Source organism: Devosia sp. P1_H9, assembly GCF_056405135.1.
In genome coordinates this window covers 150,237-168,487 of record NZ_JBFUCQ010000006.1, presented here as the reverse complement: position 1 = coordinate 168,487, position 18,251 = coordinate 150,237, and the positions used below count along the sequence as shown (strand labels likewise).

Genomic DNA, 18,251 nt, shown 5'->3' with positions numbered 1-18,251 from the left:
GACGAAGCTCTTAGGGTGCGCCGCCGAATAGCGGAGCACCCATGACCAACCCTCTCGTCACCACCGACTGGCTCGCCGAACACCTCGACGCCCCCAACGTCGTCCTCGTCGATGCCAGTTGGTACATGCCCGCGACAGGCCGCAAGGGCCATGCCGAATACCTCGAGAGCCATCTCCCCGGCGCGGTGTTCTTCGGCATCGACGACATCGCCGACAAGACCACCACGTTGCCCCACATGCTGCCGACACCTGAGGCCTTCGCCGAAGCCATCGGCAAGCTGGGCATCGCCGATACCGATACGATCGTGGTCTATGACGAAGCCGGCATCTTCGCCTCCCCGCGCGTCTGGTGGAGCCTCCGCACCATGGGCGCCAAGGACGTGCGCGTGCTCGACGGCGGCGGCCCGAAATGGCGCGCCGAAGGCCGCCCCACCGCATCGGGCGAAGTGACGCGGGCGGCGCGTACGTTCGTCCCCAACTTCCAGCCCAACCAAGTGGAAGACTTCGACAGCGTCCTCAGCCTCACCTCGTCGAAGGCCAAGACGATCGTCGACGCCCGCCCTGCCGAGCGCTTCCGTGGCGAAGTGCCCGAGCCTCGACCGGGGCTGGCTTCGGGGCATATTCCGGGCAGCCTCAGCGTGCCGTCCTCGGCCGTCACCGCCGACGGCAAGATGAAGTCGGCGGCCGAACTGAGCGCGCTGTTCGCCGCCGCCGGTGTCGACATGACCAAACCCATCGTCACCAGCTGCGGCTCGGGGGTTACGGCGTCGACGGTAGCGCTGGCGCTAGCCATTGTCGGGGCGAAGGACGTCGCGGTGTATGATGGCTCGTGGACCGAGTGGGGCGGACGGGCGGATGCTCCGGTGGACAAGGGCTGAGGGTGACCGCTGCTCTGGCGCGAGTTGCCCCCACCGGCGCCAGTGGGAGCAACGCGCTCCGGCCTACTCCCGAGAAATCCGCCAACTCCGAACCTCGAACGGCCGCAGCTCCGCCCCCGGTCCCCGGTCCATCGGCTCCTCAAGAATGCTGAGGCTCTCACCCAAAGCCCACCCATCCGGCACGCTCAGTGCAAAATCGCCGCGGCGGCCCGACGGCTCATAGACGCGCAGCACCAGCCCGTTCCCGTCCTCGGCCGGCTTCAGCCCCGACAGCGCCGCCGGAATACCCTCCGCGCCAATCGGCTCGTAGTGCACCGACGCCACCCCACTCGCCGCCGCCGCCAGCAGCGGCTGGTTCAGGTCCTCGGCCTCCTCGCGCACCCGGCCCTCGTGCCAATCCCCGACATGCGGATAGAGCGAATAGGTGAACCGCTGCCCGCCATCGTCGGCGAGCGGATCGGGATAGACCGGCGAGCGCACGAGGCTCAGCCCCAGCACGTTGCCCTTGGCGCTGTGCCCGTACTTGGCGTCGTTGAGCAGCGCCACGCCGAACCCCGGCTCGCTCATGTCGAGGAAGCGATGCCCCGGCACTTCGAACTGCGCCTGATCCCACGACGTGTTGGTGTGCGTCGTGCGCTGCACCACGCCATTGGCGTGCTCGAACGTCGCGTGCGTCGTCCGCACCGCCACCGGCGTCTGCGTCCGCAGCAGGCAATGCCGGTCGTGCCAGTCGATCTCGGTCAGGATGTCCAGCCGCACCCCATTGGCTTCGAGGATGTAGGTCTGCGTCACCGTCGAGGCGCGGAAGCGCCGCACGATCCGCACCCCGGCGCGCGCCGGTGTGTCCTCGACCACCTTGATGCTCTCGGGCCGGTTCAGCTCGATGCCCTTCTTGGCGTAGTCCTCCTCGATGTCCCAGGCGTCCCAGTCGCGCGGCTTGTCGGCCGGATAGACCCAGAGCTGGTTGCCCCGCCCGGCCAGTGCCTCGCGCCCGGTCGCCTTGTGGATGAGGCTGGTGACCGAGCCATCGAGCCCGATGGTTGCGCGGATATGCGCGTTCTCGAGATGCCCCTCGCCTACCGACAGCCCCGGTAGCGGCTCGAGATCGGCGCGCGTGAACACCTTGATGCCGAGCGGTGCCATCACGTCGGTGCTCGAGTAGTGCGCGCCATCGCTCATCGTCACGCGCACCGGCCGGCGGCTGAGCGAGGGGTTGACCACCACCACCGCATCCTCCACGTCGCCGTCCGGGATCTTCGCGACGATCGCCGACATCGCCATCTGCTGGCGCGCCAGCGCCCGCCCGATGGCCTCGTTCAGCTCGCGCTCAGCGTCGTCATACACCTCGGCGATCGAGGAGCCCGGCAGGATGTCGTGGAACTCGTTCTTCAGCACCACGCGCCAGATATGCTCGAGGCTCTCCGGCTGCTCGCCACCCAGCAGCGCCGCCAGTGACCCCAGGGTTTCCGCCGTGATCAGCGCGCGCTCCGCCTGCCGGTGGGCCTTCTTGGTGGCGCTCTGCGTGGTCAGCGTCGCCCGGTGCAGTTCGAGGTAGATGTCGCCCTGCCACACCGGCAGCTGCGCCCGCTTCCCCGTCTCATGCGCCGCCGCGAAGAAGTCCTCGACCCGGCTCCAGCGCGCCTTCGGCAGCACGGGGAAATCCCGCAACTGCATCTCGCGCTCGACATATTCCGGCGTCACCCCGCCGCCGCCGTCGCCATAGCCCACCGCCAACAGCGAGGTCGGATGCGCCGACTTCTGCATGAAGTTGCGCCAGGTCTTCAAAATGCTCAGCGGGTTCACCGCCCCGTTGTAGCCGTGCCAGGGGTTGTTGAACGTGTGGGTCAGCACCCGCGAGCCGTCGATCCCCTCCCACCAGAAGAGGTCCGCCGGGATGGTGTTGGTATCGTTCCAGTTCACCTTGATGGTGAAGAACGAACTGATGCCGCCTTGTTTGAGCAGCTGCGGTAGCCCCCCGGAGAAGCCGAAGCAGTCAGGCAGCCAGCACACCGTATGCCGCACCCCGAACTTCTGCTGGAAGTAGCGCTGCCCGTAGAGGATCTGCCGCGTCAGGCTCTCGCCCGTCGGCATGTTGGTGTCGGGCTCGACCCACATGCCGCCCACCGTCTCCCAGCCGCCGGCGCTGACCTTGGCCTTGATCTTCTGGAACAGCGCCGGATCGTCTTCCTCGATCTGCGCGTAGTAGTGCGCCGTCGACTGGTTGAAGCGGAAGCCGGATTGCGCCAGGTACTCGTTCGAGCCCTCCATCAGCGTCACCGCCGTGGAGAACGTCCGCCGCATCTTCCGCCGCGTCTCGGCATAGGGCCACAGCCAGGCGAGATCGATATGCGCATGCCCGGTGAGCGCGATCTCGCCCTGCTGCGGGAACCGCTCCTGCAGCTCGCGCAGCCTGCGGATCAGCTTGAGATCGGCCTTCACCACGCTCTGCCGCTGCTCATCGGTGAGCGGGGCTGGATTGTCCTTCAGCGGCGGCAACTGCCAGATCCGCTGCTGCCCCCGCTCCGCTGCGAAGCGCGAGACATAGTCCTGCGTCGCCGACGGCCACTCGAGCGCATAGAACGCCTCCTCGGCCGCCGCGACGAGATGCGGCACCACCTCGTGATCCCCGAGTTCCCCCGCTGCCTCATGCGCCTGCAGCAACCGCAAGCGCAGCGCATCCACCGCCCCATCGAGCCAATAGAGTTTCGCCTCGTTGAGGTGCGGCTTTCGCACCGGCTCGCCGAACGGCAACCGCGCCACCGCCTCCGCCTCGATGCGAAAGTTGTGGGCCCTGACCGGGAATTCCTTGTGATAGGGGTCGTTGCCGAAGCCGACATTCTCGTCCGCATAGATCAGCGTCGCCAGCGCCTCGCCACCGAGATCGAGGAACAGCCGCGCCTCACCAATCGGCCAGTTCGGCGGCACCGACACACCCACGGCAAAGCTCTGCACTCCGTCGCGACTCGGCCACGGCGCCCCGACCTCGATCGGCTTGCCGTTCAGCATCCAGCCGCTAACCGGAACGGTCTCGCGCTCCCGCCACCAGGTGAGCTCTTCCAGCCGCACCTTGATCCGGTCCAGCCGCTGCTCGATGGAGAGAGCCATGCGAATATCCTCTTTTGCAACGTTACAATGCGCGGCGGACAAAACCACAACTGCCCCCGCCTCGCTAGGGTCGGGACGCATTTTTGACGATGCGTCTCAACGGATCTTTATGGGTCAGTAGGTCTCGCGCAGATGGCTGAGCTTCAGCCCTTTAGCGAGGTCGTCCTTGCTCACCTTCGCCCCATGCCGCGGCGTGAAGCTCAGCTTTACTTCGCGGCCGGGGAGCAGGGTCACGGCGTTGTCGGAGAAGTAGCCCGGCACGTCCACCGTGGCGGTGACGAACACCGCCGGCTTGTCGGCGGTCAGCGTCAGCACCGGCGCCTTGTCGCCGCCCGACCAGCTTGCCTTTACCTTGGCTTCGGCGAGGTCGTAGGCCTTGTACGCTTTGGGGAAGTAGTCGTTCTCGCCCAGGAGCTTTCCGTCTTCGGCGGTCCAGGCGAAAAACAGGAACTCGTTCGGGCCGAGATCGCTGAGCTTCACCTTGGTCGCGACCACCGCCTTGTCAGGGTTGGTCTTCGCCTTCGCGGTAGCAATCACGCGGGCTTTGCCATTGGCATCCACCGCCTGGACTTCCACAGCGATTTCAGCCTTCTCGGCGGTATCGTTGATGGCTTTGAGGAGGATCGTGTCGCCGTCCGGCACCGCCACAACGTTGATGGGGTTGAAGAAGCGCTTCGCCATGTAGTGCAGCAGCTTCCACTGCCCGCCATAGTCGAGACTCGACCAGCTGGCGACCGGGTAGACGTCGTTGATCTGCCAGTAGAGCGTGCCCATGCAGCGCGGCTTGGTGGAGCGCCAGTACTCGATGGCAGTCTTGATGGCGAGGCCCTGCTGCACCTGGCTCAGGAACACCATCTGCTTGAAATCGGAGGGGAAGCGGAAGTAGCGCGTCATGGTCTCGAGGATGCGCGAGTTGCCACCGGTGTTGCGCTGGTGCGCTTCCATCACCGGCGAGGTCGGGTTGCGATCCTCGGGCTTGGTGAAGCTCTCGATGACGTTCATCGAGGTAAAGCTCTGGAAGCCGAATTCCGAGGCGAAGCGCGGGTTGACGTCGCGGTAGGCCGAGAAGTCCTTGGCCGAGTGCCAGACGCTCCAGTAGTGCGTGTCGCCGCGCGTATCCATCAACCAGCCGTCGGAATAGTCCATGTAGCCGAGCGATGGCGAGGACGGCCAGAAGCGGCGCGAGGGGTCCTCGTCCTCGACGATGTAGCCGAGCATCGAGTTCAGCCGGTCGTAGTTGGCGACATAGCGCTCGGGTGCTGCCTTGGTCTCGGGGTACCAGTGCAGCGAGCCGATCACCTCGTTGTCGCCGCACCACAGCGCAATCGAGGCGTGGTGGCTAAGGCGGCGGATCTGCTGGGTGATCTCGGTGCGCACGTCGGCGAGGAAGGCGCGATCCGAGGGGTAGCTCATGCAGGCGAACATGAAGTCGTGCCAGATGAGGATGCCGAGCTCGTCGCACATCTCGTAGAAATAATCCGGCTCGTATTGCCCACCGCCCCAGATGCGCAGCATGTTCATGTTCACGGCCTTCGCGCTTTCGAGCAGGTCGCGAACGGTGTCGGGGGTGATGCGCGAGGGGATGGCGTCGGCGGGGATCCAGTTGGCGCCGAACATCGAGATATCGCGACCGTTGATCCGCACGTTGAAGCTGTGGTCGATCTCGTCCTTCTCGACCAGCCACTCGAGCTTCCTCAAGCCCAGCTTGCGCTTGGTCACCTCGCCGTCGAGCGTGGTCCAGAGTTCGTAGAGCGGCTGCTCGCCCTGCCCGTTCGGCCACCAGAGCTTTGGGTTCTTGATGGTGACGTTGTGGGTGAAGACGTTCTCGCCCGCGCGCACCACCACCTTGTCGGCCAGCTTCTGGCCATCGACTTCGTGCGTCAGCTCAACCGAACCCTCGGCGAAGGCGAAAACGCGAGTCGTGATCGACAGTTCGACCGATTTCTTGCCATGCGCCTGCTCGACCGTGACGCTCTCCTGCCGGGCGAGGCGCGAGCGGCGGATGGCCATCTTGCCGTAGACGCCGGTCGGCATCAGGCAGATGCCCCAGTCCCAGCCGGCGTGGCAGGCGGCCTTGCGCACGAAGTTCATGTGCACGCCTTCGAGGCCGTTCGACAGGTAGTTGTAGGTGAAGGGGATCGGGAACGGGTGCGCGTCGGAACGGGCCTTGGCCACATCGCGGGTCACCGCGAACTCGATGCGCAGCGTGTTGGTGCCGACCTTGATCTTGTCGGTGACGTCGATGTCGTAACGGATGAACTGGTTCTGCGTCTCGGCGATCGCCTCGCCGTTGAGGATCACAGTGGCGATGGTGTCGACGTTGTCGAGCGTCAGCGTCAGGTAGCCATCGATGTCGGCGGCAGTGGCGTCGAACTTCCGCTCCACAGTCCACGGGGTCTTGTTGACCCACATGACGTCGACTTCGTTCTGGCCGAAATACGGATCGGGGATTTGTTTGGCGTCGAGCAGCGCGGTGTGCACGTCGCCGGGCAGCGTGATCGGCGCCTTGATCTTGGATTTTGGCGAGGTGAGTTGGAACTGGCCCGCGAGATTGAGTTCGCCATAGCCGGTTGCGGCCGAAACAGCCGCAGTCTTGGTCTTCGCCACTTTGGGGATCCTCCGATCGATGCGCGGCCGCGAAATCGATTTCACCGCCAGCGGACGACTCTCTAGCCGCTACCATTCCAGCTGCCAATCCCCTCCTCCGTAGCACCCGCAATCGTCCACACTTGACACGTGACCATTAAGTCACCTATTGTGTACCTCGTGGATGCCGTCTTCAAAGCCCTGGCCGATCCGACCCGAAGGCAGTTGCTCGACAGCCTGCGCGACAAGGCCGGACAGACCCTGACCGAGCTCGAAAGCGGGCTCGGGATGACGCGGTTCGGGGTGATGAAGCACCTCAAGGTGCTCGAAGAGGCGAAGCTGGTGACGAGCCGCAAGGAGGGGCGGTTCAAGTACCACTACCTGAACGCCGCCCCGATCCAGGAAGTCGCCGATCGCTGGATCGCGCCGTACCAGAAACCGTTCGCGCGCTTCGCACTCGATTTGAAGAACCAATTGGAGAGTTCAGTACCGATGGCCGACAAACCGAACTTCGTGCTCGAGACCTATATCCGGACGACACCGGAAGCGCTCTGGGATGCGCTCACCAAGCCCGAGTTGACCGCGCTCTACTACTACGGCACGCGCGTCGACAGCGACCTCAAGCGCGGCGGGGCGTTCCGGTATCTGAGCGGCGACGGCCAGGTCATGCTCGACGGCGAAGTGATCGAGATCGAGCCGCTCAAGAAGATCGTCTCGACCTTCATTCCGAGCTGGGCCGAGAACTCGCAGCCAACCGTCGTCACCTTCGCGATCGAGCCGATGGGCGAGGTCGTCAAGTTCACCATCACCCACCACGACTACGAGAAGGCCAATGCCGGCATCGATACCGGCTGGCCGGTGGTCGTCGCGGGTCTCAAGACGCTGCTCGAGACAGGCAAACCGCTGAACCTGCCGACCAGTATGTGACCGTAAGCAGCGGCAAACAGGGAAACAGAAAAATGGCGAAGTACATCCTGGGCTTTCACGGATCGCCCGCTTCCTCACCCGCAGACGTCGAAGACTCGATGGCCAAATGGATCGCCTGGTACAAGGGCATGGGCGGCGCGGTCGCCGACATGGGCAACCCGGCCGGGCCGAGCAAGACCATCGGCGCCGATGGACGCGTCACCAGCACCAACGGCAACGCGCTGACCGGCTACTCCATCCTCGAAGCCAAGAGCCTCGACGACGCGATTTCGCTCGCGCGCGGCTGCCCGATCTATGCGGCCGGCGGCTCGGTCGAAGTCGCCGAACTGATGCCGATGTGAATAGGATGGGCGGCGTTCCGACGCCGCCCACTCCACTCAGATGCTGATCGCGTTGGCCGCAGCGTAGGTCTCCTTCAGCATCACTTCGACCGGCAGCAGCGGCAGCAGCTTCATCATCAGGTTGCGCACCCAGATGCCGAAGTTGCCCTTCGGCACGAAGCCGCCGACCGCCTTGTGCGCTAGTGACTGGCTGGCGTTCACGAAGGGCTGAAGCTTCCGCTGATAGTTGTCGAATGCGGTCTGGTGATCGTCGCGCGAGGCGTTCAGTTCATGCGCCAAGATGTACGCCCCGACCACCGCCATGCCGGTGCCCATGCCCGATAGCGGCGAGGCACAGTGGGCGGCATCGCCAAGCAGCGCCACCCGGCCCTTCGACCAGCGCTCCATCACCACCTGGCTGATGGTGTCAAAGTAGAAGTCGGGCGCCACCTCCATGTCGGCGAGGATCTGCGGCACGTGCCAGCCCTGCCCGGCGAAGCGCTCGCGCACGAACCGCTTCTGCGCGCCGACATCGCGATAGTCGTAATCGCCGACATCGCCGTCGAAGAACATCAACGCCCGGGCTTCGCGGTTCTGCCGCGCGCTGTAGACGCCGGCAAGCGTGCCGGGGGCGCTGAACAGCCGGCCGGAATAATCGAGGCTCAGGCGGTTCGGCACGGTGAAGATCGAGGCATAGAGCCCAAGATCGCGCACGAACTGCTCCTCCGGCCCGAAGGCCAGCGCGCGCACGTTGGAGTGGAGACCGTCGGCGCCGATCACCAGGTCGAAGGTCCGGTGCATGCCGCTCTCGAAGCGGACCTCGACGCCGTCGCCCAATTCGGCGAGCTCCGCGATCGAATCGCCGAAGATGTACTCGGTGCCGGCCTTGGTGGCGTCGTAGAAGATCCGCGCCAGGTCGCCGCGCATGATCTCGAGCTCGCCGCTGAACGCGGCGGCCGGCATGGTGGCGACTTCCCGGTCGCGGCGGTCGACGTAGTACATGTCGCCCATATTGGTCGCCTCGGCCTGCACCGCCTCGAGCAGGTCCATGCGGCGCAGCGCTTCCATCGAGGTGCCGCGGAAATCGACCGCGTAGCCGCCCTCGCGCAGCTTCTTCGAGCGCTCGACGATGGTCGGCTCGAAGCCGAAGCGGCTGAGCCAGAAGGCGAGCGAGGGGCCGGCGACGCTGGCGCCAGAAATCAGCACGGTACGGATCGGGTGGTGGGTCATCACGGCATCTCCCTGTTGCGATGCCGATATTCATACGTATGTATAAAACGGTTGTCTAGATGAATTTCATACGCTCGTATAGAACCGACTCGTCGAAGCCGTTAGGAAGGGTTATGGGACACAAGGAAGATCTGCTCGCCGGCGCCAAGAAGTGCCTCCGCGAGAAGGGCTACGCCAACTCCACGGCGCGCGACATCGTCGCCGCCTCGGGCACCAACCTCGCCTCGATCGGTTATCATTTCGGCTCGAAGGACGCGCTGATGACCCAGGCGATCGTCGAGATGCTGGGCGAGTGGGGTGAGCATTTCGGCGCCGAGCCGGCCGCCTCGATCCCCGACTACGGCGAGCGCTTCGAAAAGCACTGGCGCGACCTCGCCGCGGCCGTCGCCAGCGACCGCCAACTGTCGCTCGCCAGCTTCGAGAACGCCGCCACCGCCATGCGCATCCCCGAACTCGCCACCATCATCGCGAGCGGACAGGAGGATGCCCGCGCCGGTCTCGGCGACGATTTCGCCGCCACCGATGCTGATGCCGAAACCAAACGCGCCGTCGGTTCGCTGATGCTGGCGGTGACCACCGGTGTCATTGCCCAGTGGCTGGTCGACCCGGAGAGGTCCCCTACCCCCGACGACATCGTCAAAGCCTTCCACGCCATCGCCGATGCGTTCGGGCGGAAATAGCGGAGCCGACCGCAGTAGCCGCGCCATTCAGCCCCCACTACTCCCTCCCACCGGCGTCATCCCCGCGGAGGCGGGATCCAGTGGGATTTCTCAACGTTCACTTGCGACGCAGCATCCCACTAGGTTCCCGCCTTCGCGGGAATGACGGCGGACGTGTATCCGCACCATCCTTACGCCCCGCATCACACACCGCTTGACTCTCATGGCTAACACATGTAGCTATCATGGCTACATACGTTAGCCATTGAGGTTCCCCCATGTCCGTCACCCCCGGCTTTCCGCCCAAGTCCGTCGTCACGCACCTGCGCATCGAAGGCTTCATGGCGCTCGCCGCCGCTGTTACCGCCTACTGGTTCCTCGGCGGCAACTGGTGGCTGTTCGCCATCCTGCTGCTCGCCCCGGACCTGTCGTTCTTCGGCCTCTATGCTGGTCCGAAGACCGGGGCGAAGATTTACAACCTGGCCCATACCTATGCGGTGCCCGCCGTGCTTGGCGCCATCGGCTGGTTCGGTGGCATCTTCTGGCTCACCGAACTGGCGTTGATCTGGGCCGCCCATATCGGCATGGACCGCGCTGTGGGTTACGGGTTCAAGTATCCCGGCTTCGACCACCACACGCATCTCGGCCTCATCGGCCCAGCCAGGAAGGCGCAAAAGCTTGCCGACGCCCGCTAAAACCTCGCCCAGAGAACTCGCCGCCATCGCCCTGACGCTGGTCGAGGCGTCGGGTCCGGAGGCACTGACCATGGGTGCCGTAGCACAGAGCGCGGGGGTGAAAGCCCCCTCGCTCTACAAGCATTTCGCCGACCGCGCAGCGATCCTGAAGGTCGTCGAGATCGAGATCCTCAACGGGCTAGAGGCCTATCTCCGTCGCGAAACCCAGGGCGACACACCCAAGGCGCGGCTCCTCGCCATGGCCACCGCCTATCGCCGCTTCGGCCTCACGACGCCCAACCGCTACAAGGCGATCTACAGCGGCAACGCCTTCAACGACCCGGAGATCCGCGCCGCCTGCCTGTTCTCGGCCCAGCCGCTGTTCGAGGAACTGAAGGCCGCCGGCATCGCCGAGGCGCGCATCCTGCCGCTGTCACGCACCCTGGTGGCGTTCCTCCACGGCTTTATCCTGATGGAGATCGGCAACGCCTTCAGCCTTGGCGGCAGCGTCGAGGAGGCGTTCACCTCGTCGCTGGAGACGATCTTGAAGGAGATCGGCTAGGCGCTGTCGAAATCGGGATCGCTCGTTCGTCGGGAACATAGGAGGCCAGTTCCGGCGTTCCACCGAAAAGGAGTGAAACCCATGTCTTCGAGCGTGCTCTACATGTCCATGTCCCTCGACGGCTTCATCGCCGGCCCCAACGAGCGCCCCGACAACGGCCTTGGCGACGGCGGCGACCGGCTGCACGAGTGGATGTTCCCCGATGCCGAAGGCGGCGATTTCGACGCGGCCTTGGCCCGGTTGAGCGGGGTAAACCGGCAGGTCTGGGATGAGATGATGGCGACCGGCGCCGTGGTCGCCGGACGCGGCACGTTCGAGCCGGCCGGCGGTTGGAACGGCGACAATCACGGCGGGGCCCCCATCTACATCCTCAGCCGCCACGCTGCTCCCGACTGGGCAGCCAAGTGGCCGTTGGTCCACTACGTCGACGATCTCGCCTACGCCATGCGCGAGGCCAAGAAGGCTGCCGGCGGCAGGAACGTGCTGGTGCACGGCGCGAGCGTTGGCCCCATGGCGATCAAGGCCGGCTTGCTCGACGAACTGGAGATCCACCTGGTGCCGGTGCTGTTCGGCGACGGCCGGCGCCTGTTCGAGCATCTCGGCGTCGGGCAGCGCGAACTGGAACGTGTCCGGGTGCTCGAGGGCGACGGCGTCACGCACCTCCGCTACCGCATCCGGCGCTGAGGGCCGTTACTCCGCCGCCTTGAGATCCAGGAACCCGCCCGACTGCCGGGCCCACAGCGAAGCGTAGTGCCCGCCCGTCGCCAGCAGCTCGGCGTGCGTGCCCTGCTCGACGATCCGACCCTGCTCCAGCACGATCAGCCGGTCCATTTCAGCGATGGTCGAGAGCCGGTGCGCGATCGCCAGCACGGTCTTGCCGTCCATCAGCGTCTTCAGCTGACTCTGGATCGCCGCCTCGACTTCGCTGTCGAGCGCCGAGGTCGCCTCGTCGAGCACCAGGATCGGCGCATTCTTCAGCAGCACGCGGGCGATGGCGACGCGCTGGCGCTGCCCGCCGCTCAGCTTCACGCCGCGCTCCCCGACGAAGGCGTCGTAGGCGGTGCGGCCCTTCTGGTCGATCAGTTGCTCGATGAAATCGTCGGCCTCTGCCGATGCCGCCGCGGCGAACATCTCGTCGTCGGTGGCATCCGGCCGGCCATAGGTGAGGTTGGCGCGGATCGAGCGGTGCAGCAGCGAGGTGTCCTGCGTCACCACGCCGATATTGGCGCGCAGCGACTCCTGGGTGACCTGCGCGATGTCCTGCCCGTCGATGGAGATCGTGCCGCCCTGCACGTCGTAGAAGCGCAGCAGCAGGTTGACGATGGTGGACTTGCCCGCGCCCGAACGCCCGATCAGCCCGACGCGTTCGCCCGCCTTGATCTGAAGCTGCAGGTCATCGATCACCGGCAGCGCGTTGTCGTACTTGAAGCTCACACGGTCGAAGCTGATGGCGGCTTTCGTCACCACCAATGGCTTCGCATCCGGCGCATCGACCAGCCCGAGCGGCCGCGCGATCAACTCGGCCGAGTTCTGTGCCGTGCCGTAATTGCGCATCAGGCCGTTAAGCTGGTTCATCAGCCGGCCGAGCAGATTGTATAGCCGAAGGATCAGGCCGGTGGTGAAGGCCACGCCGCCGACGCTGATCAGCCCTTCCGTCCACAAATGCACCGAAAGCGCCGCGATGCCAGCGATCGCCACGCCCGACAGCATGCCCATCGCCGTCCGCACGCCCACCAGGGTACGCGCCAGTTTCGTCATCGCCGCGATGAAGGTCTCGAACCCGCCTTTGACGAACTTGTCGTCGGTCTCGGCAGTACCGAACAGTTTCAGCGTCTGGATGTTGGAGAAGCTGTCGACGATGCGCCCGGTCAGCACCGAGGCCTGCTCTGCCGCTCCGGCCGAGAGTTTGCGCATACGCGGCACGTAGTAGCGCGCCAGCCCCGCGAAGGCCGCGACCCACAGCAGCACCGCCGCCGCCAGCCGCCAGTCGAGCTGACCGACCAAGACGATGGTGGTCACGGTGTAGATGCCGATGAACCACACCACCTGCAGCAGGCTGACCATGAAGTCGCCCACCGCACCGCCCGACTGCCAGACCTTCGACGCGATCGAGCCGGCGAAATCGTTCTGGAAGAAGGTCAGGTTCTGCCGGATGACATGCGCGTAAGCCTGCCAGCGCACCAGGTTGTAGAATCCGAGGTTGACCGTCTGCTCTTCCACCGTCGCCGACAGCCAGGTGATGACGAAGCGGACGCCCAGCGTCACCACAAGCATCCACACCAGTTCCGGCCCGAAGCCGGCGATCAGCCCGCCCCACCCCGAGGCCTGGTTGGAGCTATCGAGAATGTCAACGATGCGGCCGACGTAATAGAACAGCGCCGCCTCGACCAACGCCACCGCCCCGCCCAGCACCAGCAGCGCCAGGAATGGCAGCTTTGCCTGCGAGATATAGAACCAGAAGAACTGCCACGTCACCGCCGGCGGCCGCAGGTCGCCGGACTTCCCGAACGGGTCGATCCAGTTTTCGAACAGCCGGTGAATGGGTTCGAGCAGTTTCATGGGTGTTCTCGTCGAACACTCAATAGCTTGGATTCTAACCGAGCGAACATGAAATCTCGGAAAGCCTGTACTCAAAGGTTTCCGGGTGAACGGACATTGCCACGACTGCGGAGGACGGGCCTAGGGAACGACGCCATCCATCTCAGGGAACAGGACCACGCTCTCGTTCACGGTTGCCTCGTTACGGGAACCGACGAAAACGGCCGGGGTCGAACTGCGATTGACGGCGACATGCAGTACATTGGCGGGGATATAGAGGTAGTCGCCAATGTTAGGCTGCTCATGATGTTCGAGATTGGGTCCGGAGTACAGGTCCACCGCCTCACCGGACAGCATGTACATTGCTGTTTCGTGGAACTGATGCACATGAGCTTTCGTGCGCTTACCGGGCGGCAACGTCACGACGCCCAGGAACAAAGACCTCGCACCTACAGTCTCTGCACTCACCCCGGGGGCGTATACCGAGCCCTGTACAGCAGCTTCACTCTTCTGCCCCTTAACAACAGAAGCCCGACCCTCGTCGCCGACGCTCATCGACTACCCCCTGTTGAGGACAATACGGTTCCGATACTGAAGCCAGTAGTTATCGATATTTCCAGGGCAAGGGCAAGGGGCGACGGACCAGTGTCCGCCGCCCCCCAATTCTTACTCCGCGGCTTCCGCCTCGGCCTTCATATCCAGGAACCCGCCGGACTGGCGTTCCCAGAGCTGGGCGTAGTGCCCGCCGCGCGCCAGCAGTTCGGCGTGCGTGCCCTCCTCGACGATCTGGCCCTTTTCGAGCACCACCAGCCGGTCCATCGCGGCGATGGTCGACAGCCGATGCGCGATGGCGATCACGGTCTTGCCCGCCATCAGCGACACCAGCTGCTCCTGGATCGCTGCCTCGACCTCGGAGTCCAAGGCCGAAGTCGCTTCGTCGAGCACCAGGATCGGGGCGTTCTTCAAGAGCACCCGGGCGATGGCGACGCGCTGGCGCTGCCCACCCGAGAGCTTGACGCCCCGCTCGCCGACATGGGCGTCATAGCCGGTGCGGTCGCGCGGGTCTTTCAACCCGGCAATCACGTCGGCCACCTTCGCCTGTTCGGCAGCGCGGATCATCTCCTCGTCGGTCGCACTCTGGCGGCCGTACTTGATGTTCTCGCGCACCGAGCGATGCAGCAGCGAGGTGTCCTGGCTGACAAGGCCGATCGCGGCGCGGACGCTCTCCTGCGTCACTTCGCGAACGTCCTGTCCGTCGATGCGGATGGTGCCGGCTTCCACGTCGAACAGACGCAGCAGCAGGTTCACCAGCGTCGACTTGCCGGCGCCTGAACGGCCAACCAGACCCACCTTCTCGCCCGGCTTGATGTGGAGGTTGAAGTTCTCCATCACCGTGCCTTCCTTGCCGCGCCAGTAGTTGAAGCTGACGTTGTCGAAGGCGATGTCGCCGGCCTTCACCAGCAGCTTGGGCGCCGTCGGGCTGTCGATCATGGTGATCGGCTGCGCGATGGTGTCCATCGAGTCCTTCACTGTGCCGATCTGGCGGAAGATGTTGGAGCCGATCTCGAGGATCCAGCCCGACATGTTCATGATCTGCAGCGCGAAGGGGATGGCGGTTGCCACGGCCGCCGCGTTCAGCGTGCCCTGGTTCCAGCCGGTGAGCGCGATCCAGGTGATCGACACCACGAGGCCGGCGTTCAGGATGAACAGGATCGACCACATGTAGGTGAACACCCGCATGAGCTTCCTGAACTCGACCGTGTGCTCCAGCACCGAGTCCGACACGTACTTGTCCTCGTGCCCGTCGGTCGAGAACGTCTTCAGCGTGTGGATGTTAGTGTAGCTATCGACGATGCGCCCGGTCATCACCGACTTCGCCTCCGAGAGATCCTCGGAATGCTTGGCGATCAGCGGCATGGTGACCGTGAACAGGATGCCGTAGAGCAGCATCCAGACCGCGATCGGCACCAGCAGCACCCAGTCGAGCCGGGCCAGCACGACGATCGCGACAACGACAAACACCGCCGCATACCAGGCGGCGTCGATCGCTAAGTTGACCGCCGTCTCGATCGCCTCGCCCGCCTGCATGATCTTGTTGGCGATGCGGCCGGCGAAGTCGTTCTGGAAGTAGGTCCAGCTCTGCCGGATGACGTGCCAGTGGCTCTGCCAGCGGACGACGTTGACGAGGCTGGGGACGATCGCGTGGTTACGGATCATCGTATCGATGACGAAGGTGATCGGCCGGATGAGCACGACAACCGCGATCATCCACAGGAAGGTCTGCCAGTTGAGGGTGAACATTTCGCCCGGCGGCGTTGTCGCCAGCATGCCGACGATCAGGCCGACGAAGATCGGCATCATCGCGTCGGCGATGGAGCCGATGGCGACCAGCACCATGCGCAGCGCGAACGCCGCACGGAACTGGGCAACGAAGTAAGTAATGAATTGGCGCACGCCCTGCGGGGGCTGCGGATTTTTCGCCAACGCTACCGGAGAGTAACGGGCATTGAACCAGTCGATGACTCGGTTGAGCATTTTGAACTCATTTTCCCGAGCCCGGTATCCGACTTACTGAGTCAGGTCAGGGCTCTAACAGATTGTTTTCGCTTTAGTTTGGTCCAGCTGGCATTGGGGCCCGCGCTGAGGTCGATGAGTCCGATGAAGTTACGAGTTTCCATTTGATCCCTCCTTGGGATGGTTGAAGTTCTCTGTTGCGAGGCGGCCTACTCGGCCGCCTCCTCCTGCACGTCCATCTCCAGGAACCCGCCCGATTGGCGAGCCCAGAGCTTGGCGTAGGTGCCGCCCAGCGCGATCAGCTCGGCGTGGGTGCCCTGCTCGACGATCTTGCCCTCGTCGATCACCACCAGCCGGTCCATCATCGCGATGGTCGAGAGGCGGTGCGCGATGGCGATCACCGTCTTGTTGCGCATCAGCAGTTGCAGCTGGCCCTGGATCGCGGCCTCGACTTCGGAGTCCAGCGCCGACGTCGCTTCGTCGAGCACCAGGATCGGCGCGTTCTTCAACAGCACCCGGGCGATGGCGATACGCTGCCGCTGCCCGCCGCTCAGCTTCACGCCGCGCTCGCCGACATGGGCGTCGTAGCCTTTGCGGCCCTTGAAATCGACCAGCCCCTCGATGAACGCATCGGCCTCGGCCAGCCGCGCCGCGGCGAGCATCTCCTCCTCGGTCGCGTCGGGGCGGCCATAGAGGATGTTCTCACGCACCGAGCGGTGCAGCAGCGATGTATCCTGCGTCACCACGCCGATCTGCTCGCGCAGCGTATCCTGCTGCACGGTGGCGATGTCGGTGCCGTCGATGGTGATCTTCCCACTCTCGCGGTCGTAGAACCGCAGCAGCAGGTTGACGATGGTCGACTTACCGGCACCGGAACGACCGACGAGACCGATCTTCTCGCCGGGCGCGATCTTGAGGTCGAGGTGATCGATGACGCCGGACGCCTTGCCGTAGTGGAATCCCACGTCGTCGAAGCGCACATCGCCCTTCACCGGGCCGATCGGCTTGGCGCCGGGCTGGTCGGCGACGACGCGCGGCAGCGAGATCGAGTTGATGCCATCGCGGACGATGCCGATGTTCTCGAACAGCTGCGACATCTCCCACATGACCCACTGGCTCATGCCCTGGAAGCGCAGCACCAGCGCCGTGGCGACCGCAATCGCGCCCGGCGTCATCGAGCCGTTCAGCCACTGGTTGATGCCCACCGCCATCACCGCGAAGAGCAGCAGGTTGTTCATCAGCGGGATGACGATCTGCAGCAGCGCGAACATCCGCATCTGCTTGTGCACGGTGCCCATGAACTGATCCATGGCCTCATGCGCATAGGCTTCCTCGCGGTGCGAGTGCGAGAAGAGCTTCACCGTCGCGATGTTGGTGTAGCTGTCGACGATGCGCCCGGTCATCAGCGAGCGGGCATCGGCCTGCACTTCCGCGACCTTGCCGAGGCGGGGGACGTAGTAGCGCAGCAGCGACACGTAGACGACGAGCCAGACCAGGAACGGCACGGCGAGCCAGAGGTCGCTCATCGCCGCCAGCACCACGGCGCCGGCGAAATAGACGACCACGAACACCGTGACGTCGAGCAGCTTCATCACCACTTCGCGCACGGCGAGCGCGGTCTGCATCAGCTTGGCGCCGATGCGGCCGGCGAACTCGTCCTGGAAGTAGCTCATCGACTGGCGCAGCAGGTACCGGTGCGCCATCCAACGGATGCGCTGCGGCAGGTTGCCGATCAGCGTCTGGTGGATGATCAGCGTGTCGAAGATCTGCAGCGACGGCAGCACCAGCAACAGCAGCACCGTCATCAGGGCGAGCTTCCACCCCTCCGTCTGGAGGAACGTGGCGCGATCGGCTGTGCCGAGCCAATCGATGATCGAGCCCATGAAGCTGAACAGCAGAATCTCGCCCAGCGCGACGCCCGCGCCGAGCACGGCCATGGCGATCAGCCAGCGCTTGGCGCCCTTGCAGTAATGCAGGCAGAAGGCGACGAGGCCCTTTGGCGGCTGCACGGGTTCGCCCAGCGGATAGGGATTGAGCCGATCCTCGAACCACTTGAACACTCTGTCGAACACGACCGTCTCCCTCTTAGTCAGGATGGCGGCACGGCTACGACCTCAACATAGGTTGAGGTCAAGCGGCTCTTGCCATCCGAGGGCTTTACCCTCTTCTGTATTCTGGATTACGCACGCGTCGCGCCAATAGCGTGACGGAGGTGCGTGCTGGCGGGCCAGCCAGGCGCCAATCCCAATACTGCCGAA

14 protein-coding genes are annotated in these 18,251 nt (G+C 64.6%); 7 read left to right on the top strand and 7 right to left on the bottom strand.

Going from position 1 to position 18,251, the window contains the following annotated elements; translation table 11 throughout:
• The first annotated feature begins 41 nt into the window (after window positions 1–41).
• Entirely contained in the window at window positions 42–878 is an 837-nt protein-coding gene (sseA, locus tag AC1DYL_RS13290; protein ID WP_477173511.1) for a 3-mercaptopyruvate sulfurtransferase, read from the top strand.
• A 63-nt stretch (window positions 879–941) separates the two neighbouring features.
• Here sseA and AC1DYL_RS13285 read toward each other — a convergent pair whose 3' ends face one another.
• Window positions 942–3,983: an alpha-mannosidase gene (locus AC1DYL_RS13285; RefSeq protein ID WP_477173510.1), complete on the bottom strand. Its 3,042-nt coding sequence runs from the start codon at window positions 3,981–3,983 to the stop codon at window positions 942–944.
• A 114-nt stretch (window positions 3,984–4,097) separates the two neighbouring features.
• Window positions 4,098–6,590, bottom strand: coding sequence for a beta-mannosidase (locus tag AC1DYL_RS13280; RefSeq protein ID WP_477173509.1), 2,493 nt, complete (start codon window positions 6,588–6,590; stop codon window positions 4,098–4,100).
• Window positions 6,591–6,749: 159 nt separating this feature from the next.
• Between AC1DYL_RS13280 and AC1DYL_RS13275 the strand changes: the two genes are divergently transcribed.
• A complete protein-coding gene (locus AC1DYL_RS13275; RefSeq protein ID WP_477173508.1) occupies window positions 6,750–7,496 on the top strand; it encodes an ArsR/SmtB family transcription factor in 747 nt (248 codons plus the stop codon).
• 32 nt (window positions 7,497–7,528) lie between these two features.
• Window positions 7,529–7,837: a YciI family protein gene (locus AC1DYL_RS13270; protein ID WP_477150239.1), complete on the top strand. Its 309-nt coding sequence runs from the start codon at window positions 7,529–7,531 to the stop codon at window positions 7,835–7,837.
• Between the two features lie 36 nt (window positions 7,838–7,873).
• Here the strand turns inward: AC1DYL_RS13270 and AC1DYL_RS13265 are convergent, their stop codons facing one another.
• A complete protein-coding gene (locus AC1DYL_RS13265; RefSeq protein WP_477173507.1) occupies window positions 7,874–9,046 on the bottom strand; it encodes an FAD-dependent monooxygenase in 1,173 nt (390 codons plus the stop codon).
• Between the two features lie 113 nt (window positions 9,047–9,159).
• Between AC1DYL_RS13265 and AC1DYL_RS13260 the strand changes: the two genes are divergently transcribed.
• The 4 genes from AC1DYL_RS13260 (at window position 9,160) to AC1DYL_RS13245 (ending at window position 11,625) form a co-directional block, all read left to right on the top strand.
• Window positions 9,160–9,726 (top strand): TetR/AcrR family transcriptional regulator, encoded by a 567-nt coding sequence (locus AC1DYL_RS13260; protein WP_477173506.1) that lies wholly within the window; start codon window positions 9,160–9,162, stop codon window positions 9,724–9,726.
• A gap of 257 nt (window positions 9,727–9,983) precedes the next feature.
• On the top strand, window positions 9,984–10,400 hold the full coding sequence (locus tag AC1DYL_RS13255) for a DUF4260 domain-containing protein (RefSeq protein WP_477173505.1): 417 nt from the start codon (window positions 9,984–9,986) through the stop codon (window positions 10,398–10,400).
• Window positions 10,384–10,941: a TetR/AcrR family transcriptional regulator gene (locus AC1DYL_RS13250; protein WP_477150235.1), complete on the top strand. Its 558-nt coding sequence runs from the start codon at window positions 10,384–10,386 to the stop codon at window positions 10,939–10,941. Before AC1DYL_RS13255 ends, AC1DYL_RS13250 begins: the two co-directional genes overlap by 17 nt.
• 81 nt (window positions 10,942–11,022) lie before the next feature.
• Window positions 11,023–11,625: a dihydrofolate reductase family protein gene (locus AC1DYL_RS13245; protein ID WP_477173504.1), complete on the top strand. Its 603-nt coding sequence runs from the start codon at window positions 11,023–11,025 to the stop codon at window positions 11,623–11,625.
• A 6-nt stretch (window positions 11,626–11,631) separates the two neighbouring features.
• On the opposite strand, the gene AC1DYL_RS13240 is transcribed toward AC1DYL_RS13245, so the two are convergent.
• The 4 genes from AC1DYL_RS13240 to AC1DYL_RS13225 form a co-directional block, all read right to left on the bottom strand.
• A complete protein-coding gene (locus AC1DYL_RS13240; protein ID WP_477173503.1) occupies window positions 11,632–13,500 on the bottom strand; it encodes an ABC transporter ATP-binding protein in 1,869 nt (622 codons plus the stop codon).
• Window positions 13,501–13,620: 120 nt separating this feature from the next.
• Entirely contained in the window at window positions 13,621–14,034 is a 414-nt protein-coding gene (locus tag AC1DYL_RS13235) for a cupin domain-containing protein (RefSeq protein ID WP_477173502.1), read from the bottom strand.
• A 111-nt stretch (window positions 14,035–14,145) separates the two neighbouring features.
• Complete coding sequence (locus tag AC1DYL_RS13230; RefSeq protein WP_477150232.1) at window positions 14,146–16,014, bottom strand: ABC transporter ATP-binding protein; 1,869 nt, start codon at window positions 16,012–16,014, stop codon at window positions 14,146–14,148.
• A 188-nt stretch (window positions 16,015–16,202) separates the two neighbouring features.
• The gene (locus tag AC1DYL_RS13225; protein ID WP_477173744.1) at window positions 16,203–18,053 is read right to left on the bottom strand and encodes an ABC transporter ATP-binding protein; all 1,851 of its coding nucleotides are present in this window, start codon (window positions 18,051–18,053) and stop codon (window positions 16,203–16,205) included.
• Between the last annotated feature and the right edge of the window lie 198 nt (window positions 18,054–18,251).

Bases quoted from the DNA above. Each gene is read 5' to 3' on its own strand.
- AC1DYL_RS13270 (WP_477150239.1), top strand. From the start codon at position 7,529: ATGGCGAAGTACATCCTGGGCTTTCACGGATCGCCCGCTTCCTCACCC.
- AC1DYL_RS13235 (WP_477173502.1), bottom strand. From the start codon at position 14,034: ATGAGCGTCGGCGACGAGGGTCGGGCTTCTGTTGTTAAGGGGCAGAAG.
- AC1DYL_RS13265 (WP_477173507.1), bottom strand. From the start codon at position 9,046: ATGACCCACCACCCGATCCGTACCGTGCTGATTTCTGGCGCCAGCGTC.
- AC1DYL_RS13260 (WP_477173506.1), top strand. From the start codon at position 9,160: ATGGGACACAAGGAAGATCTGCTCGCCGGCGCCAAGAAGTGCCTCCGC.
- AC1DYL_RS13230 (WP_477150232.1), bottom strand. From the start codon at position 16,014: ATGCTCAACCGAGTCATCGACTGGTTCAATGCCCGTTACTCTCCGGTA.
- AC1DYL_RS13245 (WP_477173504.1), top strand. From the start codon at position 11,023: ATGTCTTCGAGCGTGCTCTACATGTCCATGTCCCTCGACGGCTTCATC.
- AC1DYL_RS13255 (WP_477173505.1), top strand. From the start codon at position 9,984: ATGTCCGTCACCCCCGGCTTTCCGCCCAAGTCCGTCGTCACGCACCTG.
- sseA (WP_477173511.1), top strand. From the start codon at position 42: ATGACCAACCCTCTCGTCACCACCGACTGGCTCGCCGAACACCTCGAC.
- AC1DYL_RS13240 (WP_477173503.1), bottom strand. From the start codon at position 13,500: ATGAAACTGCTCGAACCCATTCACCGGCTGTTCGAAAACTGGATCGAC.
- AC1DYL_RS13285 (WP_477173510.1), bottom strand. From the start codon at position 3,983: ATGGCTCTCTCCATCGAGCAGCGGCTGGACCGGATCAAGGTGCGGCTG.